Here is a 22,977-nt window from a genome sequence, read left to right as displayed (position 1 = left end):
TTGTCGTGAGATCTCCGGTGGCGTGGCCGAGAGGCTTAGGCAACGGCCTGCAAAGCCGTCTACACGGGTTCGAATCCCGTCGCCACCTCGGGCGATTGGCGCAGCGGTAGCGCGCTTCCTTGACACGGAAGAGGTCACTGGTTCAAACCCAGTATCGCCCACCAGTACGCAAGCAGGTCCCGGTCGTTCTCGGCCGGGACCTGCTGCGTTTTTGGATGTCGTGCTCAGTGCGAGGGCTCGTCCTCGGGCGGTCGGACCCCGGCGACCTCGAAGAGTTCACGCCGCCCGGCGATATGGTCGGCGCGCGTGCGCCGCACGGTGATCGTCAGCCGGTGCACGGTCACCACGGCGACCACCCAGCCGATGCCGAGGAACCACGCCGCGATCACGTCGGTGAGCCAGTGGTGCCCGAGATAGACGCGGGACAGACCCATGGTGATCGTCATCGCCGCCGTCAGGAGCACCGTGGCGACGCGGGCCCAGGTGCGGTGCGACCAGACCAGCAAGACGTACGCCGCGATGCCCATCATCACCGTCATGTTCAGGGTGTGGCCGGACGGGAAGGACGGCGAGGACTCGAAGGGCGGCACCGCGAGCTGCGTCGGCGGGCGCAGGCGGGCGGTCGCTTCCTTGCCGAGGACGGTCACCAGCAGCGATCCCGTCATCGCGATTCCCATGAGCACGGCCGGCGTCCGACGGCGCCACAGCAGGCACAGCAGGGCGGTCAGCACCACGCCGAGGATCGGGCCGCCGACCTTTCCACCGATGTCGGTGAAGTGCGTGACTGCAGCGTCGGCACCGGGGGAGCGCCACGAAACCATCCGGTCGAGCACCGGGCGGTCCCACCCGGCGACTCCGTTGTGGTCGAGCACGTTGTCGTACACCTGCGCTGCGATCGCCTGCGAAGCACCGAGCAGGAGGACGCCCAGCGCGGCCGTGATCAGGGCTGCGAGGGAGAGACTGCCGTCCGCGGAGTACCGGCGAATCGCGCGCTCCAGCCACCGGAAGGCGCGTAGCAACAGTCTGCCCGCCCATGTCGTCCAACGGCGGAGGTCGCGTGAACCGATCGACTCGACGGCTCGGGGAAATGCGGTTCGCGCACCGGACTCGGTCTCGGGCCCCGGTGTGGCATCGGCTGGTTCGGGCATGCCATCCATTGAACCCTTCCGTGGCCCGAAGGACTCGTTTTGGAGAGTGGGCGAACTGTCGGGTATTGTCTTCCCGTTGCCCGCAAGGGCACAGGCGGACATAGCTCAGTTGGTAGAGCGCAACCTTGCCAAGGTTGAGGTCGCCGGTTCGAGCCCGGTTGTCCGCTCTCTTCATTTCCAAGGGCGATTGGCGCAGCGGTAGCGCGCTTCCTTGACACGGAAGAGGTCACTGGTTCAAACCCAGTATCGCCCACCATGAGCAAGAGGCCCCGGCATGAGCCGGGGCCTCTCTGCTCGTCACAACCGCATACCCCGGAGGCCGCAGGGGTGGTTGACTTGGCAACGACGCCCCGGCCCGGATCGGGTACCCAGATGGGCTCGGCGCCAAGGAGGTCGGTAGTGCCCGGTGAACACGCAGAGTTCGACGGGCTGTCGGCCAGTGGCATCGCGGAGATCCGCCACGACGCCGCAGCGCTGGACGAACCCGGCGTGTGGGTGGTCGTGATCACTTTCGAGGGGCAACTCACCGCCGTCCGGATGCAACATGTCGACCGGGTCGTTCGGCCCGCTGTTCGAGCGACCCGGTCGACGCCGGCCGCCGACAACGGTGAGCATTCCTGGCGCAGTTCGCTCAGCCATGCGCAGTACGAGGCTGCGGTCGAGGAGGTCCGCCGCCGCGTCGCCCTCGGAGAGGTCTACCAGGCGAACATCTGTCGGGTGCTGTCCCGCGATGTGCCGGCGACGTTCGACCTGCGGCGTCTGGCGGACGTCCTGCTGGCGGGAAACCCGGCCCCCTACGCCGCCCTGATCAACCTGCCGACAGCCGGACTCGAGATCGTCTGTGCCAGTCCGGAGCTGTACCTCGAGCTGGACGGCGACCGGCTTGCATCGGCGCCGATCAAGGGCACCGCCCCGACCGAGCAAGAGTTGCTGCCGAAGGACTTCACCGAGAACGTCATGATCACCGACCTGGTGCGCAACGACCTGGCACCGGTCAGCGTGCCGGGCACGGTCGAAGTCGACGGCTTGTGCGCGGTCGAACAGCATCCCGGCCTGGTCCACCTGGTCTCGACCGTGCGTTCGCGGCTGCGTCCAGGAGTCGGTTGGCCGGACATCCTCGGTGCGTCGTTCCCGCCCGGGTCGGTGTCAGGTGCGCCGAAAATCACTGCCCTGCAAGCAATTCGGGATCTCGAGCGAGTGTCGCGGGGACCGTACTGCGGTGCCATCGGGTACGTCGACAACGAGACTGCCACCGCCCGGTTGGCGGTGGGTATCCGTACCTTCTGGATGCAGTCCTTGCCCCCACGCCGGGTGCTGAAGTTCGGGACGGGCGCCGGAATCACCTGGGGCTCCGACCCCGAGGCGGAGTGGTGTGAAACGCTGCTCAAGGCGAGACGACTGATCGGGTTGGCCGAGGTCGCGTTGGAGGAGAGGACGTCATGACGGTTCGAGTGTGGGTGAACGGCGAGCTGGTCGGCGACCGAGGCAGCATCAGCGCGCTCGACCACGGCGTCACTGTCGGCGACGGGGTGTTCGAGACCTGCAAGGTCGAGAACAACGAGGTGTTCGCGCGGGAGCGGCACCACGACCGTCTCGACAACTCGCTCAAGGGCCTCGGTCTGCCGCCCGCGGACCGGGACCGGCTGGACGAGGGAATCGCCGCTGTCCTGTCAGAACCGTTGGAGTTCGGGCGTGTTCGTTACAGCGTGACGGCCGGCCCGGGACCGCTCGGCTCCGACCGTGACGACACCGAGGCGACGTACATCGTCCTCGCGGGGTCTGTGCCGCGTCCGCCGCGGACGACCGCGATCACGACCGTTCCGTGGACCCGGAACGAGAACAGCGCAGTCGTCGGACTGAAAACCACCTCGTACGCCGAGAACGTCGTTGCGCTCGCCTACGCGAAGGAACGCGGCGGCAGCGAGGCGATCTTCGCCAACACCCGCGGCGAACTGTGCGAGGGCACCGGCAGCAACATCTTCGTCGTCGTCGACGGCGACGTGCTCACCCCACCGACCGACTCCGGCCTGCTGCCCGGGATCACCCGCGATCTCGCCATCCTCGCCGCTCGCGAAGAGGGCATCACGGTCAAGGAGGTCGCGCTGCCGCTGGCGATCCTCCAGACTGCAGACGAGGTGTTCATCACCTCGTCCACTCGGGACGTGCAAGCCGTGTCGCGCGTTGACGAACGGAACATGGACGCTCCCGGTCCCGTCACAGCACGGGTCGCGGACGCGTTCCGGGCACGAGCAGCAACATTGGCGTGACGAAGAAGGAGACTGCAGTGGGGGAGCAGGTGGCGGACGAGCACGTCGTGTCCGGCGGCGACGGCGGGAGCACCGCCGTGGCACCGAAGCGACGCGCGGACGGGGACTTCCAGGAGCCCTTCTCACCCAAGACATACAAGTTCGCCTGGCGTCGCAAGCTCGCGGCGAACCCGGTCTCCAACCACACCTACCGAATCGTGGTCGGTGTCGTCGGGTTCATCGTGACCGGCGTCGGCGTCGTCGCCATCCCGTTCCCGGGTCCGGGCTGGTTGATCGTCTTCCTCGGCCTCGGCATCTGGGCGACCGAGTTCATGTGGGCCGCGCGTCTGCTCAACTTCGCCCGGGAGAAGGTCGAAGCCTGGAACGACTGGATGCGTCCGAAACCGTTGTGGTTCAAGGGCATTGTCGCGTTGCTGACGTTCGCGTTCGTGTGCTTCGTCGTCTGGCTGACCCTCAAGCTCGGCGGCATTCCCGGCTTTCTGCCCGGCTCGGCCAAGGACTTCCTGCAGCAGATGCCCGGCCTCGGCTGAGCGCACAGGCCCGATTAGGCGGCGACTTGAACGGCGGGTAAAGTACTTCCTCGCAGCCCGGGCGGGCTGCGATCCGCACGGATGTATAGCTCAGTTGGTTAGAGCGTTCGCTTCACACGCGAGAGGTCAGGGGTTCGAGTCCCTTTACATCCACCGACATGCACTGAAGGACCCGACACGTTTGGTCGGGTCCTTCGGCGTTCGGTCAGTCGGCAGCGTCCGTGAATGCAGCGAGCACTTCGGCGGTGATCGCTGTCATCGCCGATTGCGCGGCCCGGGTGTCGCCTCGCCAGATGGCGTCCGCGACGTCCTCGTGCGCGTCCAGCGCCTCCGGCTTGGGCTGCTGCGGCATGAGGGACAACTGCGTGCGACCGATGAGCACCACCTCGACGAGGTCCGCCATCGCGGCGAACAGGTCGTTGCCGCTCGATTCCAGGATCGTCCGGTGCATCCGGATGTCGAGGGTCATGAACTCCTCGAGGCGTCCGGCCTCGCCCAGCTCACGCATCCGGGCAGCAAGCGGGGGGAGGGCTGCGCGGGCCTCGACGGTTGCCAGGCGGGCGGCCGCACCGGCTGCGGCCGGCTCGACGACGTGCCGCAGTTCGGTGAGATCGCGCAACTGCTTGGGGCGGTCGGTCGAGTGTAGGCGCCAGTCGATCAGGGTGGGGTGCAACGCATTCCAGCCGGCGCGGTCCTGCACGACGATGCCGACCCGGCGACGCGAAGTGACCAGGTGCAGCGTCTCCAGTTCGCGGACGACCTCGCGCGCCACGGTGCGCGAGATCCCGAAGCGGCGTTGCAGGTCGTCCAGCGTCATGCCGGCGTCGACCGCGATTCTGCCCTCGATGATCTCGATGCCGAGTTCGCGCGCGGGCGCGCGGTGCAGCAGCGGCGCGGACGGCGTCCGGACGGCCTGCTCGATACCCGACATCGGCGTCCCCTCTCGGCTTCTCTCGGCAACTGCCCTCGGCCTGGTGAATGCGACCGAGCCTACGTTGCGGCGCCACGCCCGTATTAAAAATACTCATATTGCTTGATTAAGTACTACGAATAACTCTACAGTCGTGTGACCCACACCACGTGATTCATCACACTCGACGAAGGACCCTCGATGTTCCTGACCGCAGAAGAGGTGCAGCCCGCATACAGCTCGGGCGTCCTGCTCCTCATCGCCGCAGCGGCGGTGGCAGTCCTGCTCCTGCTGATCATGCGTTTCAAGTTGCACGCCTTCGTGGCGCTCGTGCTGGTCAGCTTCCTGACCGCCCTGGCCACGAAGGTTCCGTTCGAGAAGGTCGTGCCGACCTTGCTGGACGGGTTCGGATCGACGCTCGCGAACGTCGCCCTGCTGGTCGGGTTCGGCGCGATGATCGGACGACTGCTGGAAGTGACCGGTGGTGCTCAGGTGCTCGCCGACACCTTGATCGCACGATTCGGCGAGAAGCGCGCACCGCTCGCGCTCGGGGTCGCCTCGCTGCTGTTCGGATTCCCGATCTTCTTCGACGCCGGCCTGGTCGTCATGCTCCCGATCATCTTCTCGGTCGCCCGTCGCTTCGGCGGCAGCGTGCTGACCTACGCGCTGCCTGCCGCGGGTGCATTCGCGGTGATGCACGCGTTCGTCCCGCCGCACCCCGGTCCGGTCGCCGCAGGTGAGTTGCTCGGCGCCGACCTCGGCCTCGTCCTGGTGCTCGGCATCATCATCGGTCTGCCGACTTGGTACATCTCCTCCTACCTGTTCGGTCTCTGGGCGGGCAAGCGCGTCCACATCCCGGTGCCGGAGCTGCTCTCCGGTGGCGACGTCGAGGAGGGCAAGGCCGGTGGGTCGAAGCCGTCGTTCGGCCTCGTGCTGTTCGTGCTGTTGCTGCCCCTGGTGCTGATCTTCCTCAACACCGGACTGAACACGTTGGCCACCAACAAGACGATCGACGGTGACGCGACGTGGGTTCGCCTGCTGCGCATGTTCGGTCAGACCCCGATCGCTTTGCTGATCACCGTGCTGGTCGCGATGATCCTCCTCGGCATGGGACGCCGCTCGAAGGCCGACATCGAGGAGATCGTCAACGGGGCACTCGGCCCGGTCTGCGCGATCATCCTGATCACCGGTGCCGGTGGCATGTTCGGTGGCGTCCTTCGCGCCAGCGGCATCGGCCAGGCGCTGGCCGGCTCGCTCGAGTCGACGGGTCTGCCCGTCATCGTCGCCGCGTTCGTGGTCGCGACCGCACTGCGCGTGGCGCAGGGTTCGGCGACCGTCGCCCTCACCACGACCGCCGGGCTCATGGCGCCGACGGTGGCTGCGACCGGCGGACTGTCCTCGATCGACCTGGCCTGCATCGTCATCGCGATCGCCGGTGGCGCGACCGTGTTGTCGCACGTCAACGACTCCGGCTTCTGGCTGGTCGGTCGGTTCCTCGGCATGGACGAGAAGACCACGCTGCGCACCTGGACCGTCATGGAGACGCTCATCGGTGTCGTCGGCTTCACCTTCGCCGCTCTCGTGAGCGCGATCCTGTGACCGGGAGCGTGCGGCACGCTGTCCTGATGGGCGTGTCCGGCAGCGGAAAGACCACGGTCGCCATGGGCGTCGCCCGGGAACTGGGATGGGAGTTCGGCGAGGCCGACCTGTTCCACCCCGAGGCGAACGTGGAGAAGATGCGCGCCGGCACCCCGTTGGACGACGACGACCGGCTGCCGTGGCTGCAGACCTTGGCCGACTGGATCGCCGAGCGGGACGCCGCCGGCACCAGCACCGTCCTGGCCTGTTCGGCTCTGCGTCGTCGCTACCGGGACATCCTGCGCAGCAGCGGGGCCCAACTCGACTTCGTTCACCTCGCCGGGTCGAAGGAACTGATCGGTTCGCGACTCCTCGCTCGCCAGGGTCACTTCATGCCGGGAAGTCTGCTCGATTCCCAGTTCGCGACGCTCGAGCCGCTGGAGGAGGACGAGGCGGGAATCACCCTCGACCTCGCGCACACACCGTCCGAGCTCGTCGCGCTGGCGGTTGAGCACCTGCGCGCCGGATGATGCGCGCACGAAGGCCCGGGACGTTGGTCCCGGGCCTTCGTCGTGCCAGGCGGTGCACGATGGACTCATGAAGACTGTGCGGTTGGACGATGTGTATCCCGATGAGCGCGAGCGCGCCGATGAGTCGAAGGTCGGTCGCAGCGCGCTGACCTTGAAAGGTGGCGGTGGCCAGACTCTCAGCCAGGTGCTGCTGACCATGAACGCCGGGTCGCAGTTGGCAGACCACAACAACCCGGGTGAGGCGACCCTGCTGGTCCTGTCCGGTGAGGTCACTCTGGGCTGGGCGGACGGGTCCGCCCAGCTGAAGGCGGGGGAGTACACGGTCATCCCGCAGACCAAGCATCGCCTCGATGCGCACGCCGACAGCGTTGTCCTGCTGTCCGTGGCGCGGACGGGCTGAATCTCAGGCCGCGGCAGCGCAGAGCTGTGCGTCCCACAGACGTGCGTAGTGGCCGCCGCGCAGCAACAACTGCTCGTGGGTGCCCTGCTCGGCGATGCGTCCCCGGTCGAGTACGACGATGAGGTCGGCGTCGCGGACGGTCGACAGGCGGTGCGCGATGGTCAGCGTCGTGCGTCCGGTGCCGGCCGCGTCCAACGCGCGTTGCACGGCGCGTTCGGTGGAGTTGTCCAGCGCCGAGGTGGCCTCGTCCAGCACCAGAATCCTCGGATTGCGAAGAATGGTGCGCGCCAACGCGATCCGCTGCTTCTCGCCGCCGGAGAAGCGGTACCCGCGAGCACCGACGACGGTGTCGTAACCCTGCGGGAGTGACTCGATCAGTTCGTGTACCTGCGTTGCCTGGGCTGCTTCGATCATCTGTTGGTCCGTGGCATCCGGACGGGCGTACCGCAGGTTGTCGGCGACCGACGCGTGCAACAGGTAGCTCTCCTGGGTGACGACACCGACCAGGCCGGCGATGTCGGTCAGACGCAGGTCGCGCAGGTCGTGGCCGTCGATGAGCACCCGCCCGTTCGTCGGGTCGTGCAGACGTGAGACGAGGGCTGCCAGGGTGGACTTGCCCGAGCCGGTGGCGCCGACGACCGCGACCGTCGACCCCGCCGGGACGGTGAGGTCGATGCTGTCGAGAGCGGGGCGGTCGGCGTCCGGATAGGTGACGGTGACCCCGTCGAATCTGATCTCACCGCGCGCCCGATCGGGCTGCAGCGGGGCCGGATCGGCCGGGTCGTCGATCTCGACGGGAAGGTCGAGGTATTCGAAGATGCGGCTGAACAGCGCCATCGAGGTGACCACTTGGGCGCCGACGTTGAGCACGCCCATCAGGGGGCGGAACAACTGGGTCTGCAGCGCGACGAAGGCGACCAAGGTGCCGATCGTCATGCCGCCGCCGGTGGCTGGGAGTCCGGCCGCGAGGTAGATGAGGGCGGGGATCGCGGAGAAGATGATCGCCATCGTGCCCATGCGCCAGCGTCCGGCGAGCTGTGACTGCACCTCGAGTTCGGTGAGGGTGGTCGAGGAACCGGAGAACCGCTGGGAGAGAGCGGGTCCGGAGCCGAGCGTCTTGGCGAGGATGACACCGTTGATCGACAACGACTCCTCGATCTGGGTCTGCATGTCGGCGAGCGTGCGCTGTGCCTTGCCTTGGATGGCACGCCGCTGGTGGGCGACGCGGCGGGTCAGCCAGATGGCCGGCGGCAGCACGACCAGGCTGAGCAGCGACAGCTTCCAGGACAGGAAGGCCATCGCTGTGGCTGTGCCGACGGCGGTGGTGACATTCGATGCGATCGATGTCGCGGAGTCGGTGACGACCGCCTGCATCGCGCTGATGTCGTTGGTGACGCGGGATTGCACCTCACCGCTGCGGGTGCGGGTGAAGAAGCCGAGCGGCATCCGTTGCAGGTGGGCGAACAGGCGGGTGCGCAGGTCGTGCATCACCTGCTGGCCGATGCGGGTCGACAGCCACGTCTGCAGGACGCCGAGCAGTTGGGTGGAGACCGTGATCGTGAGCATGCCGCCGACCAGGGCCAGCAGCAGCGGCACGTTCTGGGCAGGGATCGCGTCGTCGATCAGGTGCTTCACCAGGAAGGGCGATGCGAGACCGATCAGGGAAGTGAGGACGATGAGCGCGCACACAGCGGCGAGCCGGCTGCGGTAGGGGCGAAACAGCGCCGTGATGCGCGCGAGTTCGACCGGGTGGTCATCGAGTTGGCGGACGTCGGAGGCGCTCTTGTGCGCCACGCGTCCGGGACCGCCGCGTCCTGAGGCGGTCATGGGTTGGGATCCGGCTGCCATGCGGACTCCCTTCGGTCGGAGATGTGCTGAGGTTACTTCAACATGTCGTAACCTCCACAATCGATAGGATGTTCCCGTGCCTTCCCACGAGTCGTCCGAAGAACTGCCGCTGCGCCAACTGTTGATGCGCGTCGCGCACGTCTCCCGACGGGCGTGGCTCGCCGATCTGGAGCCGTACGGTCTGAGCCCGCACCTGGCTCGAGCGTTGAATGTGATTGCCGCGCAAGAGGATTCGGGCATGCGGGCAGCAGAGCTCGCGCAGCGTCTTCGGGTGTCCCCGCGTTCGGCGACGGAGGTCGTCGACGGACTGGCGGAGCGTGGCCTCGTGCTGCGCAGCCCTGATCCGGACGACCGTCGGGCCAAGGTGTTGTCGCTGACGGATGAAGGCGTCCGCCTGTGGCGCACCCTCGACACCTCGCGCCGCGAACGTGATGACGCGATGTTCGACGTCCTGAGTGCCGACCAACGCGAGGAACTGCGCGCGTTGCTCCTGGTCGTCCTGCGCTCCACCGACAGTGAGCTCGAGTGAGGCGCGACCGACCGGCAGGCGTGCTGGCGCCGGCCGGTCGACGGAGTTCCGTCCCGGATCCGGTTGCGTGAGATGGCTCATCGCGGTGAACTGCCCGGCGTCACGAAGTCGAGTTGCTGATCTCTTAGCCACTTTTCGGGTGCGGAGTTTGGCAACCTGGGTGCATACCCAGTTCCCGCGGCTGCGGCCGCGGGTGTGCCCATCCCACGAGGAGGACGACATGAGCAACTCCGGTCAGGCGAAGGACCTGTTCGACAAGGCCAAGAAGGCTGCGATCGGCGGCGTCGACAAGGTGAAGAAGGCTGCTGCCGAGAACCCCGACAAGGTGCGCGGGGGCATCGACAAGGTCACCCAGACGGCCGACAAGGTCACCAAGGGCAAGTACACCGACAAGATCCAGACTGCCGGCAACAAGGTCGAGGAAACCGTGCAGAAGCAGGCGCACAAGCCGACGCCGGGTGTGAACCCGACCGGCACCGACGCGACGGCCGCCGGCGGATTCACCACGGACGCCACCGGTACGACCGGTGCCCCCGGCACGGCGGGAGCGCCGGACGCCGGCACCGCCGGTCGTCGTCCGGGACACGTGCCCGACCCGGTCGACCCGCTGGACCGCCCGGACCCGATCGACCGCCCGGGTCCGCTCAACTGAGTCTGGAATTGAAGAAGCCCGGGTGCCGAAAGGCGCCCGGGCTTCTTCGTGCCCGGGACGGGACGACATCGAGGTCGACGCCGTGCGGCGACTGGGTGGACGTGCTTTGCTGACGCGCGGGTCGATGTCGTTGGGGGAGAAGGACGAAGGGCTCCACCTCGAAGCGGTCATGGCGCGACACCAGCAGTTCGCGCAGCAACTGGTCACCGGCTGACCGTGCTGCGGGCGGTTGCCGGGGGACAGTGATATCCGGTCGAGAGCAACGTTGATCGACCGATAACCTTGCGGGGTTCAATCCGAACCCAGATCAAGGAGCACCACGTGTCCAGCCAGATCACCGTGTCCGTCGCCGGAAGCGAGCGAGCGGTGCAGCAGGGCACTACCGGCTCCGACCTGTTCGGCGGCGACCGCAGCGTCGTCGCGATGCGCGTCGACGGTCGGCTCCAGGACCTCTTCCGCGAGATCCCGGACGGCGCCGTCGTCGAGGCGGTCGACCTGTCCCAGCAGGACGGCCTCGACATCCTGCGCCACTCCGCCGCGCACGTCCTGGCGCAGGCCGTGCAGCAGGTGAACCCGGATGCCAAGCTCGGCATCGGCCCGCCGGTCAAGGACGGCTTCTACTACGACTTCGACGTCGAGACCCCGTTCCAACCCGATGACCTGAAGGCGCTCGAGAAGGCGATGCAGAAGATCGTCAACGAGGGCCAGACCTTCTCGCGCCGGGTCGTCAGCGACGAAGAAGCCCGTGCCGAACTCGCGCAGGAGCCGTACAAGCTGGAGCTCATCGGGCTGAAGGGCAATGCCGCCGACGCCGCCGAGGGTGCTGAGGCCGAGGTCGGCGCCGGCGAACTCACGATCTACGACAACATCCGCCGCGACGGTGAGCGTGCCTGGGGCGACCTGTGCCGCGGACCGCACGTGCCGTCGACCAAGGTGCTCGGCAACGCGTTCAAGATCATGCGTTCGGCCGCCGCGTACTGGCGCGGCAGCGAGAAGAACCCGCAGTTGCAGCGCATCTACGGCACCGCCTGGGCCAGCAAGGACGAACTCAAGGCCTACCTCGACCGCATCGCCGAGGCCGAGAAGCGCGACCACCGCAAGCTCGGAGCCGAACTCGACCTGTACTCCTTCCCGGACGAATTGGGTTCGGGCATGGTCGTTTTCCACCCCAAGGGCGGTGTCATCAAGCGGGAGATGGAGGACTACGTCCGTCGCCGGCACCTGGAGGAGGGGTTCTCCTACGTCAGCACCCCGCACATCTCCAAGGAGGGGCTCTTCCACACCTCGGGGCACCTGCCGTACTACGCCGACACCATGTTCCCGCCGATGGAGATGGAGAACGCGGAGTACCGGCTGAAGGCGATGAACTGCCCGATGCACAACCTGATCTTCAGGTCGCGGGGCCGTTCGTACCGTGAACTCCCGCTGCGGTTCTTCGAGTTCGGTTCGGTCTATCGCAACGAGAAGTCCGGTGTGGTGCACGGTCTGACCCGCGTCCGGGCGATGACCCAGGACGATTCGCACTCCTACGTGACCCCTGAGCAGGCACCGGCCGAGATCGAGCACCTGCTGAACTTCGTTGTCGGCCTGCTCAAGGACTTCGGGCTGAACGACTACTACTTCGAACTCTCGACGCGCGACACCGAGGGCGACAAGAAGGACAAGTTCATCGGCTCGGACGAGCAGTGGGAGACCGCGACCAGGGTACTCGAGGACACCGCACGAAAGTTCGGGGTCGACCTCGTGCCCGACCCCGGCGGTGCCGCGTTCTACGGACCGAAGATCTCCGTCCAGGCCAAGGACGCGATCGGCCGCACCTGGCAGATGTCGACGATCCAGTACGACTTCAACCAGCCGAACCGTTTCGGACTGGAGTTCCAGGCCGCGGACGGCAGCCGCCAGGAGCCGGTGATGATCCACTCGGCCAAGTTCGGTTCGATCGAGCGGTTCATCGGTGTGCTCGTCGAGCACTACGCGGGGGCTTTCCCGGTGTGGTTGTCGCCGGTGCAGGTGCTCGGTGTGCCGGTGGCCGACGACTTCGCCGACTACCTGAACGACGTTCTGAAGCAGTTGCGCGACAACGGAGTTCGGGTCGAGCTCGACGACAGCGACGACCGCTTTCCGAAGAAGATTCGCAACGCGTCGAAGTCGAAGGCGCCGTTCGTGCTCATCGCCGGCGCCGAGGACAAGGACGCCGGCGCGGTGTCGTTCCGCTACCGCGACGGCTCGCAGCGCAACGGTGTGCCGGTCGGCGAGGCGATCGAAGAGATCCGAGCCGCGATCGGGTCCAAGGCGCAGATCACCACCGCTCCGCAGCACTGACGGGCCTCATGCAGAGCGCGCCACATCCGGCGCGCTCTGCATGACTTCGACGCAGGTGTGCTTCGATGCCCAGGTGAGCAGAATCGTCCGTGCCGAGCGTGAACACGCCTTCATCCTGGGCGCGTTGACGCTGCAGGCCGATCTGGAGGACGGCGGCACGAACCGTGCCGGGTTCATTGCGCAGTTCGCGGATGCGTGGTTGGAGGAGTTCGAATCCATGCCGACCTGGGTCGCGTTCGGCGATGACGGATCCGCGGTCGGATTCGTGCAGACGAACTGGGTGTCGAAACTGCCCAGCCTGCGTCGGCCGACGACCGGTTGGGTGCACGTGAAGAAGGTGTTCGTCACCCCGGCCGCGCGTGGGAACGACCTCGCCGAACAGATGCTGCGCGCGATGATCGCCTGGGGTACGACCAACGGGATCGAGCGCTACCAGCTGACGGCGCGTCCGCCAGCACGTTCGCTGTACGAACGGCTCGGCTTCACCGCCCCCGACGAGCGACTGATGGAATTGCGTCCGGCAGCGGTCAGCTCGGCTCGATGAGGAGGACCGGGATCTCCCGGTCGGTCTTGGTCTGGTACTCGGCGTAGGGCGGAAAAGCAGCAACGGCGCGCTCCCACCATTCGTCCCGTTCGGCGCCCGAGATCCGCCGCGCGACACCGTCCAGGTGACGCGAGCCGTCCTGAACCTCGACGTCCGGGTTCGCGACGATGTTGTGATACCACGCCGGGTGTTCCGGAGCGCCACCCTTGGACGCCACCGCGGCGTAGACGCCGTCCTTCTCCACCCGCATCAGCGGAACCCGGCGCAGCAGACCCGACTTCTTGCCACGGATCGTGTAGACGACCACAGACATTCCCTGCACGTCGGCCACCTCGGTGGTGCCGGCATCCTCGATCGCGGCCAACTGCTGCGCGACCCATGGCGTCTTCTCCAGCGCGTACTCACCCTGCAACGGCATGACGAACTCCTTCGAACGTGTCGATCGGTACGTGCGGTGCAACCGTCCGCACCATGATGCATGGCAACGGCCGGTGCCACCGAGGCTATTCCAGATGGGGCCACTTAGGATCGACGCCGTGACCGATCCGACCGATTCGACCGACTCGACCGTGCAGTCCGAGAAACCCGACGACTTCGCCGGCTCGCCCGACGGTTTCGAGCGCCTGTGGACCCCGCACCGGATGGTCTACATCGAGGCAGACCGGCCGGCCGACCACGACGACGAAGCCTGCCCCTTCTGTGCGGCGCCGAAGAAGGACGATGCCGACGGGCTGATCGTGCACCGCGGCGAACGCTGCTTCGTGGTGATGAACCTGTTCCCGTACAATCCCGGTCACCTGCTGGTCTGCCCCTACCGACACGTGCCGCTGTACCTCGACCTCACCGACGAGGAGACGGCCGAGTTCACCAAGCTGACCAAGGAGGGCATCCGCGCGCTGCAGGCCGTGTCGGCGCCGATGGGTTTCAACCTCGGTATGAACCAGGGCGAGGTCGCCGGCGCCGGGGTGGGCGCTCACCTGCACCAGCACATCGTGCCGCGCTGGGGCGGCGACTCGAACTTCCTGCCGATCATCGCCCGGACCAAAGCGCTGCCCCAGCTGCTGGAGGACGCCAGGTCGCGGCTCGCCGAAGCATGGCCGAAGAACTGAACCGGTCGCTCGGTAACCTGGGACCACCATGCTGAACAAGTACGCCCGGGCGTTTTTCACGAAGGTCTTCACCCCTGTCGCCAAGCTCTTCCTCAAGATGGGGATCAGCCCCGACGTCGTGACGATCATCGGCACCCTCGGCGTCTGCTTCGGCGCGCTGGCGTTCTACCCGCGTCACGAATTCCTGATCGGGACGCTGGTCATCACCGCGTTCGTGTTCAGCGACACGATCGACGGTGTCATGGCTCGCATGTCCGGTCGCTCCAGCGTCTGGGGCGCCTACCTCGACTCGACCCTCGACCGGGTCGGCGACGCAGCCATCTTCGGAGCACTCGTCCTGTACTACGCCGGCGACCAGGGCCACAACATGCTGCTGGCCGGGCTCGCACTCGCCTGTCTGATCTTCGGCAGCGTGGTCTCCTACGCCAAGGCACGCGCCGAAGGCCTCGGTATGACCGCGAATGTCGGCATCGCCGAACGCGCCGAACGGCTGGTCGTCGTGCTGGTTGCCACCGGACTGTGCGGATGGTTTCTGCGGCCCTGGGAAACCTGGATCATGGGCGTCGTCCTCGGCCTGCTCGCGCTGGCTAGCTTCATCACCGTGCTGCAGCGGATGCTCACCGTGCGTCAACAGGCGCTCGGCAAAGCTCTGTGAGTTTCGCCGATTCGCTGCAGGTCGCCGGGTTCCGGACGGCCTGGAAACTCGTCTGCAGACTGCCCGAGTCCGCGGCCTACGGACTCTTCGAACGTATCGCCGACGCCACCTACAAGCGCGGCGGCAAGTCGGTCGAGCGGATGCGGTCCAACTACGCCAGAGTTCGTCCCGAACTGTCCGATGGCGAGCTGGATGCATTGGTGCGCAACGGGATTCGTTCCTATATGCGGTACTGGTGCGACGCCTTCCGGCTCTCGGTGCACTCGCCCGAGGAACTCGCCGAGCGGATGCGGCTGACCGGCGCGGACGAGCAGGCCAGGGCGATCGTCGGGCGCGGCGAGCCGATCATCCTGTTCCTCGGCCACATGGGCAACTGGGACCTCGCCGGAGCCTGGTCGACCACCTACTTCGCGCCCGTCACGACCGTCGCCGAACGCCTCAAGCCCGAGGAACTGTTCGGGGAGTTCTTGGCCTTCCGGGAGTCCTTGGGCATGACGATCCTTCCGCTGACAGGGGGCGACAACACCTACGGACGCCTGGTCGATGCCCTCGACGCCGGCGGGTTCGTCCCGCTTCTGTCCGATCGAGACCTGACGTCCAACGGCGTCGAGGTGCGGTTGCTCGGCCACCGCATCAAGGCGGCCACCGGCCCGGCGCGATTGGCCCTCGACACCGGCGCAGCACTGTTCCCGCTCGCGCTCACCTACGAACCCGTGCCGGGTCGGGCGGCACAACGCGTGGTCGCGCACTTCGGCGACCGGGTGATCGTGCCGGACGGCGACCGGTCCGACCAGGTGCGTGCGATGACCCAGCAATGCGTGGACGCGCTCGGGGACGTGATCAGGCAGCGCCCCGAGGACTGGCACATGATGCAGCGCATCTTCCTCGACGACTTCGACAGCGGCCTGCAGGAGCGGCGATGAGAATCGGGCTGGTCAGCCCGTACTCGTTCGACGTGCCGGGCGGCGTCCAGTTGCACGTGCGCGATCTTGCCGATTACCTCATCGGACGCGGTCACTACGTCGAGGTGCTCGCGCCGTCCGAACCCGACACACCGTTGCCGCCGTACGTGGTGAGCGCGGGCAGTGCGCTTCCGGTGCCCTACAACGGCTCGGTTGCGCGGCTGACCTTCGGCCCGGTGACGGCGAGCCGCGTGACCCGCTGGATCGAACGCGGCCGCTTCGACGTGCTGCACGTCCACGAGCCGGTGAGTCCGAGCGTCTCCATGCTCGCGATGTGGGCCGCCGAAGGACCGATCGTGGCGACCTTCCACACCAGCAACACCAAGTCACGGGCTCTGCTGGCTGTCGGCCCGATGCTCCAACCGGGCCTGGAGAAGCTCATGGGACGCATCGCGGTGTCGGCGGAAGCGCGCCGGTTCGTCCACGAACACATCGGCGGGGACGCGGTCATCATCCCGAACGGGGTGTACGTGGACCAGTTCGCGAACGCCCCGGTCAATCCGGCCTGGCAGGGCACCGACGAGCGTCCGACGCTGGCGTTCCTCGGGCGCATCGAGGAGCCGCGCAAGGGCCTGCACGTGCTGCTCGACGCCATGCCTGCGCTGCTGGCTGCGCGACCTGGGCTACGCCTCATCGTCGCCGGGCCGGGCGACCCCAAGCAGGTTCTCGAGGGACGCCCGCGCAAGGTCATCGACGCCTGCGAGTTCCTCGGCCCCATCAGCGACGCCGACAAGCAGTCGTTCCTGCGGTCGGTCGACTGCTACATCGCGCCCAACACCGGCGGCGAGAGCTTCGGCATCATCCTGGTCGAGGCGATGAGTGCCGGCGCCGCCGTGGTCGCCAGTGACATCAGGGCCTTCCGCGCGGTGCTCGACGACGGCTGGGCGGGTGCGTTGTTCGCCAACGAGCAGCCGGGTGAACTCGCGGACGTCGTCCTCGAACTCCTCGCCAACGCGGCCGACCGATTGCAACTCGCGGCACAGGGGAGCAGACGTGCGCGTCGCTTCGACTGGTCGCGGGTCGCGTCCGACGTTTTCTCGGTGTACGAAACCGTTTGTGCAGCAACTGTTCCGGCAAGGATGGGCAGATCCGATGTCCGTCCGGTCCGTTGGTGGAGAGGCGAGAGCTGATGCGTGTGTGGTTCTGGGTCATGCTCGTCGTTGCGGTCCTCGCGCTCGTCGCCTGGTACCTCTCCTACACCGCGGCACGGTTGGACCGCTTGCACTCCAGGCTGGAGGGTTCGGTGTCGGCACTGGATGCCCAGTTGGTGCGCCGGGCCGAGGCGGTCATGGAACTCGCGCACTCCGGTGTACTCGATCCCGCAAGTTCGATGTTGCTCGCGCAAGCGGCCACCGGCTCGCTCGACTTCGCCGACGACGCCGAGGTGCACGACGAGGTGCGTGACTTCGGCATCGACCGGGAACGAGCCACCGCCGAGTCTGCGCTCAGCCAAACGCTGCGGCTCACGCTCACGCCGGACGCGGTCCGCGAGATCGAGACGCACAAGGGTGGGCACGCGTTGACGCAGCGGGTGCAGCAGGCGGGCCAGCGTGTCGTCCTGGCTCGTGCGTTCCACGACGACGCAGTACGCGCCGTGCGTCGGGTGCGGGCACAGCCGCCGGTCCGTGCCTTCCGGCTCGCCGGCCGCACCACCATGCCGCGGGTCGTCGACTTCGACTCCGACCCTGCGGCCATCGACAGCTTCTGAGCTGTCTGGACGCTGCCTTGGCAGCAAGGTGCCATATCCGACGATGTGGCTCGAAGTGGACTCCGCACGGGTCTAGCCTTCAAGCAACACCACCGAGGTTCGAACGAGGAGTTCCGCCGTGACCCAGGTCGCCGACCACACCACCGATTTCACGCGCACCGGCACCGCTCGCGTCAAACGCGGCATGGCCGAGATGCTCAAGGGCGGCGTGATCATGGATGTCGTCACCCCCGAACAGGCGAGGATCGCCGAGGACGCGGGAGCCGTGGCGGTGATGGCGCTGGAGCGCGTTCCCGCCGACATTCGCGCCCAGGGCGGTGTCTCCCGGATGAGCGACCCGGACATGATCGACGCAATCATCGAGGCTGTCTCCATCCCGGTCATGGCGAAAGCACGGATCGGTCACTTCGTCGAGGCGCAGGTGCTGCAGAGCCTCGGCGTCGACTACATCGACGAGTCCGAGGTGCTTACCCCGGCCGACTACGCCAACCACATCGACAAGTGGGAGTTCACCGTCCCCTTCGTCTGCGGCGCCACCAACCTCGGCGAGGCGTTGCGCCGCATCACCGAGGGTGCGGCGATGATCCGCTCCAAGGGTGAGGCCGGCACCGGCGACGTCTCCAACGCGACCACGCACATGCGTCAGATCCGCCAGGAGCTGCGTCGGTTGCAGAACCTGCCCGAGGACGAGCTGTACGTCGCCGCCAAGGAACTGCAGGCACCGTACGAGCTGGTCAAGGAGGTGGCCGAGCTCAGCAAGCTGCCCGTCGTCCTGTTCACCGCCGGAGGCATCGCCACCCCGGCCGACGCCGCGATGATGATGCAACTGGGCGCGGAAGGCGTCTTCGTCGGGTCGGGAATCTTCAAGAGCGGCAATCCCGCCGAGCGCGCAGCCGCGATCGTGGAGGCGACCACCTTCCATGACGACCCGGACGTGATCGCCAAGGTCTCGCGCGGCCTCGGAGAAGCCATGGTCGGCATCAATGTCGATGACATCCCGGCGCCGCACCGATTGGCCGAACGGGGCTGGTAGTCCTAGCTGATCCGGATGGCGCCGGCGGGCAGGTCTACCGTCAGGCGGTCGCCGTACGTCAGACCAGTGATGCGCGGCATGAGCAACTCGATGACTGAATCCGGTTGGAAATGATCGGGTTTGGTCTCCGGGTGCGGCCAATAGAGGTAGCCCCCGAACCGCTGATCACCGTTCAGTGCAGAACACCGAACGAGCGAGAAGGTCTCCGCGTCATGCTGATCGGTCCATGCGAGGCCCGCCAGCGTGATGGTCGGGCGGACCATCTGCACGGTGGCAGCGTCGAGCGAGAGATTGATCGTGGCGGGCTCGAGCCCGGCGAGGTCGACGCCGCGCGAGGTGAAGTGGGGCGTCTGGGCGGCGATCGTTCCACCCGGATGTCTCGCGTCGCGGCCGGTGCCGGAGGCAACCCCATGACCTCGAACGACTGTGCCGGACAACAGAATTCGACCGATATCGTCGGGGAGGGCGAAGAACTGGACATCAGGCGCCCAGTCGGGCAACCAGTCGGGACGGCTGTGGCCGAGGAATCGCCAGCCCCGGTGTCGATAGACCGCGGTGGCGCTCGACCTGCTCTGGGTGACGTCGAGTACAGGAGTCAGACCTCGGGCACGGATCTCGGCGACAGCGGTGTCCATCAGTCGTCCACCGACCCCGAGTCCGGCAGCCTCCGGTCCGACGAAAAGCACCGAGAGACAGCCCAGCGCTTGGATCGGCCGGCCGGTTCCGCGCGACCAGAACGCCCCGTCCGGGTCGTCGCTCACCCGGGTGACAGACACGTGGCCCACGACCCGATCGTCGATCTGCGCGACGAAGGCAACCAACTCGGTGTCGCGGACGATGAACTGCTCAGGGGGCAACGGCAGTGGCCAGCGCAGGGGGTACTCGGAGACCGGTTGCTGGGCGCGCAGCTGCTCGACCAGCTGCGGCAGGTCCGACTCGAGGCGAGGACGGATGATCACGGACACCACAGGAGGCTAACCAAGTGACCGCTGCATCGGTGCCGGATGCTCGGCAGGTTACCGTCGGCGTCCTGGCTCTGCAGGGCGATGTCCGTGAACACCTGCACGCCCTGCGCACAGCGGGAGTCGCCACGGTCGCGGTGCGACGGCCCGCCGAACTCGACGCAGTCGACGGTCTTGTGCTGCCCGGTGGCGAGTCGACGACGATCGACAAGCTGCTGCGCATCTTCGACCTGCGGAATCCGATCCGCGAGCGCGTAGCACAGGGGATGCCGGTCTACGGATCGTGTGCCGGGATGATCCTGCTGGCTGACTCGATCGTCGGTGGCACCGCTGACCAGGAGACTCTCGGCGGTATGGCGATCACGGTGCGCCGCAACGCTTTCGGCCGACAAGTGGACTCGTTCGAGTGCGACCTGCCAATGCCTGCGCTCGGTGACATCCCGGTGCACGCCGTGTTCATCCGAGCGCCATGGGTCGAAGCCACGGACGACGCCGTGAAGGTTCTCGCCCGGGTCCCGCAGGGTCATGGTGCGGCGTCGGGGCGAGCGGTCGCGGTGCGCCAGGGCAACCTGCTCGCCACCTCGTTCCATCCTGAGGTCACCGGTGACCACCGCGTGCACGCCTACTTCGCCGACATGGTCCGGGCACACCTGAGGCCGGACGCAGGAATGCCGCGGACGAACGTCCGCGGCATTCCTGAACTGATCGACGATCAGGACAGCGAGATCACTCGGTGGCCTTGATGTCGTCCGGCAGACCGGACGCGTTCGGCGCCTGAGCGGCCGTCCCGGCGTCCGGCTTGATCGCCGCGTCACCCAGGTCGGTGACCATCGGAGACTGCAGACCCTTGCCGATGCCGTTCTGGATCTCGACGACCTCGACACCGGAGATACCGAGGTGGCTGTCGGCCGAGTAACGGAAGGGCAGCTTCTGCGGGCCCTTCCACTTCGCGCCGTTCTGCTCGATCGCCTTGATGATGCCTTCACGGGTCAACTTCTTGCCCGAGGCCTGCAGCGCCGAGACGAACGCGTACGCCTGGGACATGCCGTAGATGCGGTAGTTGGTCAGTTCGCCCTTGCCGCCGGACTCCTTCCAGACCTTCTGCCACAGCTTGACCCACGGGTCGTCGGCCGAGTCGACACCCGGGATGTACTCGGTCGTCATGATGCCGTCGAGAGCCGAGCTGCCGTTCTTCACGCTGCCCTTGGAGAATTTCGCGAGCAACTCCCCGACGAGCTTCGGGTCGGATCCGACATTGGTGTAGAACCACTTCGGCTTGTAGTTCAGCTTCATCGCGGTGAGCTGGCTGAGGGCGGTGTAGGACGGGACGTTGAAGCCCACGATGAGGTCGGCCTTGGACGCTTGCAGCGCGGCGATCTGCGGCGCGACGTCCGTGTTACCCGTCGTGTACTTGACCTCCTTGACGACCTGCCCACCGGCGAACTGCTTCAGGCCCTTGGCCCCGTCGGCGCCGAGATCGTCGTCCTGGAGGTAGAGGCCGATCTTGGCGTTCGGCATCTTCTCCTTGATGTACTTCCCGATGATCTTGCCCTCGATCTCGTAGTCCGGCTGCCAGCCGAACGTCATCGGGCGCTTCTTCGGGTCGTCACCCCACTTGATCGACCCCGAGGAGACGAACAGGTCGGGCACCTTCTCACTGTTGAGGAAGTCGACGACCGCGGAGTGGGTGGGGGTGCCGAGACCACCGACGACTGCGAAGACCTGGTCCTTCTGCACCAGCTCGTTGACGGCCTGTGTGGTGTTGGTGGGGATGTACCCGTCGTCCTTGACGACGTACTGGATCTTGCGCCCGTGAATGCCGCCCTTGGAGTTGACGTAGTCGAAGTACGCCTTCGCGCCCGACGGAATCTCGCTGTAGCCGGGTGCGGCGACGCCGGTGAGCGGGTAGTGCGCACCGATCTTGACCGTGGTGTCGGTGACGCCGGTCGTGGAACCGGCGGACCCGCCGTCCTCGGAAGCCTTGTCGTCGCGGCCGCCTGCGCCGCAAGCGGCGAGCAGAACGGTGCTGAGCGCCATGCTCACGACGACCGTGCCCTTCTTGGACCTTCTCATCATTGGTGCCTCCTCGGCGGTTGTTCCTCGCGGGCGAGGTCAGTGGTGGGTGTTGCGGTGTGCGGTGCGCGGGAGGCCGGCGCCGCTCCGGGAGCTGATGAGTGCTTCCCGGTGTCCTGGGGGTGGGCCGAGTCGGCTTCCACGGTCGGGGTGTCCGCGGCTGCGCCGGGACCACCGCCACGACCCGGACGTCGAGCCCACAGTTTCCTGATGCCGCCGACGATTCCGCCGGGCATGAGCAGAATGACCAACATCGTGGTCAGACCGATGATCAGCGGTGCGAGCTGAGCCGCCTGGATGTCGGTCAGACCGGCCGAAGTGCCCGCGTTCGTCGCGAAGTTGGGCAGCAGGGCCAGCAATCCGGAACCGAGCAGGGCTCCTGTCAGACTGCCCAGCCCGCCGAGCACGACCGCGCTGAGCAGGGTGAGCGACAGTGTCAACGAGAACGATCCGGGAGCCGCCAGCCGGTTGGCGAGGGCGAGCAGAGCGCCCGCGATTCCGGCGCACGCCGCACTGACGACGAACGCGATGACCCGATCGCGGCCGAGGTTGATCCCGGCCAGGGACGCGGCGACCTCGTCGTCACGCACTGCACGCCAGCGTCGTCCGACCCGGCTGGAGGAGAGGTTCGCCAGCAGGATGTAGACGAAGATCAGCAGGAACCACCCCGAGTACGCGACCCATTCCGAGGGTGTGGTCTCCGTGCCGGTCAGGAAGTACAGCGCGTCGTCGGCGAGTTTCGGTACCTCGGGCACCATCACGCTGAGGCCCTGTTCACCGCCGAGCGTCTCGGAGAAATGCAGCGCCAGAGCGGGCACGGCAACGGCGAGTGCGAGCGTGGCACCGGCGATGTACGGACCGTGCAGACGAGCAGCGGCGACCCCCACCACGGCGCCGATCACGGTGGCGGCCAGTGCCGAGAGCGCGATGATCAACAGCGTCGGCAGGGCGCCTTCGCGATCCTGCAGCAACAAGGCCGTGGTGTACGCGCCGATCGCCATGAACGCGCCGTGACCCAGGGAGAGTTGACCGTTCAGGCCGGTGAGGATCGTCAGACCGCCGGCCGCTATGGCGTAGTACGCCATCATCGCCAGCTGTCCCTGCCGGAACGGGTCGACCGATTCCATGACGAGGATGACGAGGGCCGCGGCCAGCAGGCCGAGGAGCAGGTGCCGGAGCAGGGGGTTGCCCCGGACGGTTGTCACTGCGGAACGCAT

At 67.0% G+C, this 22,977-nt stretch carries 25 protein-coding genes, 5 tRNA genes and 1 pseudogene; 24 read left to right on the top strand and 7 right to left on the bottom strand.

What is annotated here, in order from left to right:
- The first annotated feature begins 16 nt into the window (after window positions 1-16).
- Together EU513_RS00790 and EU513_RS00785 are read left to right on the top strand one after the other, a co-directional pair.
- Window positions 17-88 (top strand) — tRNA-Cys (locus tag EU513_RS00790).
- A 1-nt stretch (window position 89) separates the two neighbouring features.
- Window positions 90-164: transfer RNA gene (locus tag EU513_RS00785), tRNA-Val, on the top strand.
- A gap of 60 nt (window positions 165-224) precedes the next feature.
- On the opposite strand, the gene EU513_RS00780 is transcribed toward EU513_RS00785, so the two are convergent.
- Window positions 225-1,148, bottom strand: a complete 924-nt coding sequence (locus EU513_RS00780; RefSeq protein ID WP_129623952.1) for a phosphatase PAP2 family protein — start codon at window positions 1,146-1,148, stop codon at window positions 225-227.
- 94 nt (window positions 1,149-1,242) lie between these two features.
- Between EU513_RS00780 and EU513_RS00775 the strand changes: the two genes are divergently transcribed.
- The 6 genes from EU513_RS00775 (at window position 1,243) to EU513_RS00750 (ending at window position 4,098) form a co-directional block, all read left to right on the top strand.
- A tRNA-Gly gene (locus EU513_RS00775) sits at window positions 1,243-1,315 on the top strand.
- 14 nt (window positions 1,316-1,329) lie between these two features.
- Window positions 1,330-1,404 (top strand) — tRNA-Val (locus tag EU513_RS00770).
- A 143-nt stretch (window positions 1,405-1,547) separates the two neighbouring features.
- The gene (locus tag EU513_RS00765; RefSeq protein WP_240795859.1) at window positions 1,548-2,591 is read left to right on the top strand and encodes an anthranilate synthase component I family protein; all 1,044 of its coding nucleotides are present in this window, start codon (window positions 1,548-1,550) and stop codon (window positions 2,589-2,591) included.
- Window positions 2,588-3,415 (top strand): aminotransferase class IV, encoded by an 828-nt coding sequence (locus EU513_RS00760; protein ID WP_129623951.1) that lies wholly within the window; start codon window positions 2,588-2,590, stop codon window positions 3,413-3,415. The genes EU513_RS00765 and EU513_RS00760 overlap by 4 nt, the downstream gene beginning before the upstream one ends.
- Complete coding sequence (locus EU513_RS00755) at window positions 3,412-3,945, top strand: TIGR02611 family protein (RefSeq protein WP_205744618.1); 534 nt, start codon at window positions 3,412-3,414, stop codon at window positions 3,943-3,945. The genes EU513_RS00760 and EU513_RS00755 overlap by 4 nt, the downstream gene beginning before the upstream one ends.
- A gap of 79 nt (window positions 3,946-4,024) precedes the next feature.
- A tRNA-Val gene (locus tag EU513_RS00750) sits at window positions 4,025-4,098 on the top strand.
- Between the two features lie 52 nt (window positions 4,099-4,150).
- Here EU513_RS00750 and EU513_RS00745 read toward each other — a convergent pair.
- Window positions 4,151-4,876: a FadR/GntR family transcriptional regulator gene (locus EU513_RS00745; protein ID WP_129623949.1), complete on the bottom strand. Its 726-nt coding sequence runs from the start codon at window positions 4,874-4,876 to the stop codon at window positions 4,151-4,153.
- Between the two features lie 180 nt (window positions 4,877-5,056).
- Between EU513_RS00745 and EU513_RS00740 the strand changes: the two genes are divergently transcribed.
- The 3 genes from EU513_RS00740 to EU513_RS00730 all read left to right on the top strand — a co-directional run bounded on the left by EU513_RS00740 (window position 5,057) and on the right by EU513_RS00730 (window position 7,363).
- Window positions 5,057-6,454 carry a GntP family permease gene (locus tag EU513_RS00740; protein ID WP_129623948.1) on the top strand — a complete coding sequence of 466 codons (1,398 nt, stop codon included), beginning with the start codon at window positions 5,057-5,059 and terminating at the stop codon, window positions 6,452-6,454.
- Window positions 6,455-6,480: 26 nt separating this feature from the next.
- Window positions 6,481-6,963, top strand: a complete 483-nt coding sequence (locus EU513_RS00735) for a gluconokinase (RefSeq protein ID WP_129623947.1) — start codon at window positions 6,481-6,483, stop codon at window positions 6,961-6,963.
- Between the two features lie 67 nt (window positions 6,964-7,030).
- Entirely contained in the window at window positions 7,031-7,363 is a 333-nt protein-coding gene (locus EU513_RS00730; protein ID WP_205744617.1) for a cupin domain-containing protein, read from the top strand.
- A gap of 3 nt (window positions 7,364-7,366) precedes the next feature.
- Here EU513_RS00730 and EU513_RS00725 read toward each other — a convergent pair whose 3' ends face one another.
- Window positions 7,367-9,211 (bottom strand): ABC transporter ATP-binding protein, encoded by a 1,845-nt coding sequence (locus EU513_RS00725; protein ID WP_240795858.1) that lies wholly within the window; start codon window positions 9,209-9,211, stop codon window positions 7,367-7,369.
- A 76-nt stretch (window positions 9,212-9,287) separates the two neighbouring features.
- Between EU513_RS00725 and EU513_RS00720 the strand changes: the two genes are divergently transcribed.
- The 6 genes and pseudogenes from EU513_RS00720 to EU513_RS00695 all read left to right on the top strand — a co-directional run bounded on the left by EU513_RS00720 (window position 9,288) and on the right by EU513_RS00695 (window position 13,258).
- Window positions 9,288-9,740, top strand: coding sequence for a MarR family winged helix-turn-helix transcriptional regulator (locus EU513_RS00720; RefSeq protein WP_205744616.1), 453 nt, complete (start codon window positions 9,288-9,290; stop codon window positions 9,738-9,740).
- A gap of 27 nt (window positions 9,741-9,767) precedes the next feature.
- Window positions 9,768-9,860, top strand: a pseudogene (locus EU513_RS16605) (30S ribosomal protein S14); the annotation flags it as partial.
- Between the two features lie 100 nt (window positions 9,861-9,960).
- Complete coding sequence (locus EU513_RS00710) at window positions 9,961-10,392, top strand: antitoxin (protein WP_129623946.1); 432 nt, start codon at window positions 9,961-9,963, stop codon at window positions 10,390-10,392.
- A 22-nt stretch (window positions 10,393-10,414) separates the two neighbouring features.
- The gene (locus tag EU513_RS00705; RefSeq protein ID WP_129623945.1) at window positions 10,415-10,606 is read left to right on the top strand and encodes a hypothetical protein; all 192 of its coding nucleotides are present in this window, start codon (window positions 10,415-10,417) and stop codon (window positions 10,604-10,606) included.
- A gap of 107 nt (window positions 10,607-10,713) precedes the next feature.
- A complete protein-coding gene (thrS, locus tag EU513_RS00700; protein WP_129623944.1) occupies window positions 10,714-12,714 on the top strand; it encodes a threonine--tRNA ligase in 2,001 nt (666 codons plus the stop codon).
- A 73-nt stretch (window positions 12,715-12,787) separates the two neighbouring features.
- On the top strand, window positions 12,788-13,258 hold the full coding sequence (locus tag EU513_RS00695; RefSeq protein ID WP_168990082.1) for a GNAT family N-acetyltransferase: 471 nt from the start codon (window positions 12,788-12,790) through the stop codon (window positions 13,256-13,258).
- Here EU513_RS00695 and EU513_RS00690 read toward each other — a convergent pair.
- Window positions 13,242-13,676, bottom strand: a complete 435-nt coding sequence (locus tag EU513_RS00690; protein WP_129623942.1) for a nitroreductase family deazaflavin-dependent oxidoreductase — start codon at window positions 13,674-13,676, stop codon at window positions 13,242-13,244. The two genes, EU513_RS00695 and EU513_RS00690, sit on opposite strands and share 17 nt — an antisense overlap.
- A gap of 118 nt (window positions 13,677-13,794) precedes the next feature.
- Here EU513_RS00690 and EU513_RS00685 point away from each other — a divergent pair, with 118 nt between their 5' ends.
- From EU513_RS00685 to pdxS, 6 genes are all read left to right on the top strand, one after another.
- Entirely contained in the window at window positions 13,795-14,367 is a 573-nt protein-coding gene (locus EU513_RS00685) for an HIT domain-containing protein (protein ID WP_370447326.1), read from the top strand.
- 28 nt (window positions 14,368-14,395) lie between these two features.
- On the top strand, window positions 14,396-15,022 hold the full coding sequence (pgsA, locus tag EU513_RS00680; RefSeq protein WP_129623940.1) for a phosphatidylinositol phosphate synthase: 627 nt from the start codon (window positions 14,396-14,398) through the stop codon (window positions 15,020-15,022).
- Window positions 15,019-15,945: a phosphatidylinositol mannoside acyltransferase gene (locus EU513_RS00675; RefSeq protein ID WP_129623939.1), complete on the top strand. Its 927-nt coding sequence runs from the start codon at window positions 15,019-15,021 to the stop codon at window positions 15,943-15,945. The genes pgsA and EU513_RS00675 overlap by 4 nt, the downstream gene beginning before the upstream one ends.
- A complete protein-coding gene (locus EU513_RS00670) occupies window positions 15,942-17,114 on the top strand; it encodes a glycosyltransferase family 4 protein (protein ID WP_129623938.1) in 1,173 nt (390 codons plus the stop codon). The genes EU513_RS00675 and EU513_RS00670 overlap by 4 nt, the downstream gene beginning before the upstream one ends.
- Window positions 17,114-17,692, top strand: coding sequence for a hypothetical protein (locus EU513_RS00665; RefSeq protein ID WP_129623937.1), 579 nt, complete (start codon window positions 17,114-17,116; stop codon window positions 17,690-17,692). Before EU513_RS00670 ends, EU513_RS00665 begins: the two co-directional genes overlap by 1 nt.
- Before the next feature lie 118 nt (window positions 17,693-17,810).
- Complete coding sequence (gene pdxS, locus EU513_RS00660; RefSeq protein ID WP_129623936.1) at window positions 17,811-18,725, top strand: pyridoxal 5'-phosphate synthase lyase subunit PdxS; 915 nt, start codon at window positions 17,811-17,813, stop codon at window positions 18,723-18,725.
- Window positions 18,726-18,727: 2 nt separating this feature from the next.
- Here the strand turns inward: pdxS and EU513_RS00655 are convergent, their stop codons facing one another.
- The gene (locus tag EU513_RS00655; protein ID WP_240795857.1) at window positions 18,728-19,690 is read right to left on the bottom strand and encodes a GNAT family N-acetyltransferase; all 963 of its coding nucleotides are present in this window, start codon (window positions 19,688-19,690) and stop codon (window positions 18,728-18,730) included.
- Window positions 19,691-19,707: 17 nt separating this feature from the next.
- Here EU513_RS00655 and pdxT point away from each other — a divergent pair, with 17 nt between their 5' ends.
- On the top strand, window positions 19,708-20,430 hold the full coding sequence (gene pdxT / locus EU513_RS00650; RefSeq protein WP_240795856.1) for a pyridoxal 5'-phosphate synthase glutaminase subunit PdxT: 723 nt from the start codon (window positions 19,708-19,710) through the stop codon (window positions 20,428-20,430).
- Here the strand turns inward: pdxT and EU513_RS00645 are convergent.
- The gene (locus tag EU513_RS00645; protein ID WP_239701942.1) at window positions 20,414-21,763 is read right to left on the bottom strand and encodes an ABC transporter substrate-binding protein; all 1,350 of its coding nucleotides are present in this window, start codon (window positions 21,761-21,763) and stop codon (window positions 20,414-20,416) included. The two genes, pdxT and EU513_RS00645, sit on opposite strands and share 17 nt — an antisense overlap.
- On the bottom strand, window positions 21,760-22,977 hold the full coding sequence (locus tag EU513_RS00640; RefSeq protein WP_129623934.1) for a branched-chain amino acid ABC transporter permease: 1,218 nt from the start codon (window positions 22,975-22,977) through the stop codon (window positions 21,760-21,762). The genes EU513_RS00645 and EU513_RS00640 overlap by 4 nt, the downstream gene beginning before the upstream one ends.

Source organism: Yimella sp. RIT 621 (genome assembly GCF_004146205.1).
Classification (GTDB): domain Bacteria; phylum Actinomycetota; class Actinomycetes; order Actinomycetales; family Dermatophilaceae; genus Yimella; species Yimella lutea.
Note: the sequence above shows the minus strand (reverse complement) of the source record. Positions and strands in the feature narration are given on the sequence as shown.

Bases quoted from the DNA above. Each gene is read 5' to 3' on its own strand.
- EU513_RS00780 (WP_129623952.1), bottom strand. From the start codon at position 1,148: ATGCCCGAACCAGCCGATGCCACACCGGGGCCCGAGACCGAGTCCGGT.
- EU513_RS00760 (WP_129623951.1), top strand. From the start codon at position 2,588: ATGACGGTTCGAGTGTGGGTGAACGGCGAGCTGGTCGGCGACCGAGGC.
- EU513_RS00745 (WP_129623949.1), bottom strand. From the start codon at position 4,876: ATGTCGGGTATCGAGCAGGCCGTCCGGACGCCGTCCGCGCCGCTGCTG.
- EU513_RS00740 (WP_129623948.1), top strand. From the start codon at position 5,057: ATGTTCCTGACCGCAGAAGAGGTGCAGCCCGCATACAGCTCGGGCGTC.
- EU513_RS00735 (WP_129623947.1), top strand. From the start codon at position 6,481: ATGGGCGTGTCCGGCAGCGGAAAGACCACGGTCGCCATGGGCGTCGCC.
- EU513_RS00730 (WP_205744617.1), top strand. From the start codon at position 7,031: ATGAAGACTGTGCGGTTGGACGATGTGTATCCCGATGAGCGCGAGCGC.
- EU513_RS00725 (WP_240795858.1), bottom strand. From the start codon at position 9,211: ATGGCAGCCGGATCCCAACCCATGACCGCCTCAGGACGCGGCGGTCCC.
- EU513_RS00710 (WP_129623946.1), top strand. From the start codon at position 9,961: ATGAGCAACTCCGGTCAGGCGAAGGACCTGTTCGACAAGGCCAAGAAG.
- EU513_RS00690 (WP_129623942.1), bottom strand. From the start codon at position 13,676: ATGCCGTTGCAGGGTGAGTACGCGCTGGAGAAGACGCCATGGGTCGCG.
- pgsA (WP_129623940.1), top strand. From the start codon at position 14,396: ATGCTGAACAAGTACGCCCGGGCGTTTTTCACGAAGGTCTTCACCCCT.
- EU513_RS00670 (WP_129623938.1), top strand. From the start codon at position 15,942: ATGAGAATCGGGCTGGTCAGCCCGTACTCGTTCGACGTGCCGGGCGGC.
- EU513_RS00665 (WP_129623937.1), top strand. From the start codon at position 17,114: ATGCGTGTGTGGTTCTGGGTCATGCTCGTCGTTGCGGTCCTCGCGCTC.
- EU513_RS00645 (WP_239701942.1), bottom strand. From the start codon at position 21,763: ATGATGAGAAGGTCCAAGAAGGGCACGGTCGTCGTGAGCATGGCGCTC.
- EU513_RS00640 (WP_129623934.1), bottom strand. From the start codon at position 22,977: ATGCGTTCCGCAGTGACAACCGTCCGGGGCAACCCCCTGCTCCGGCAC.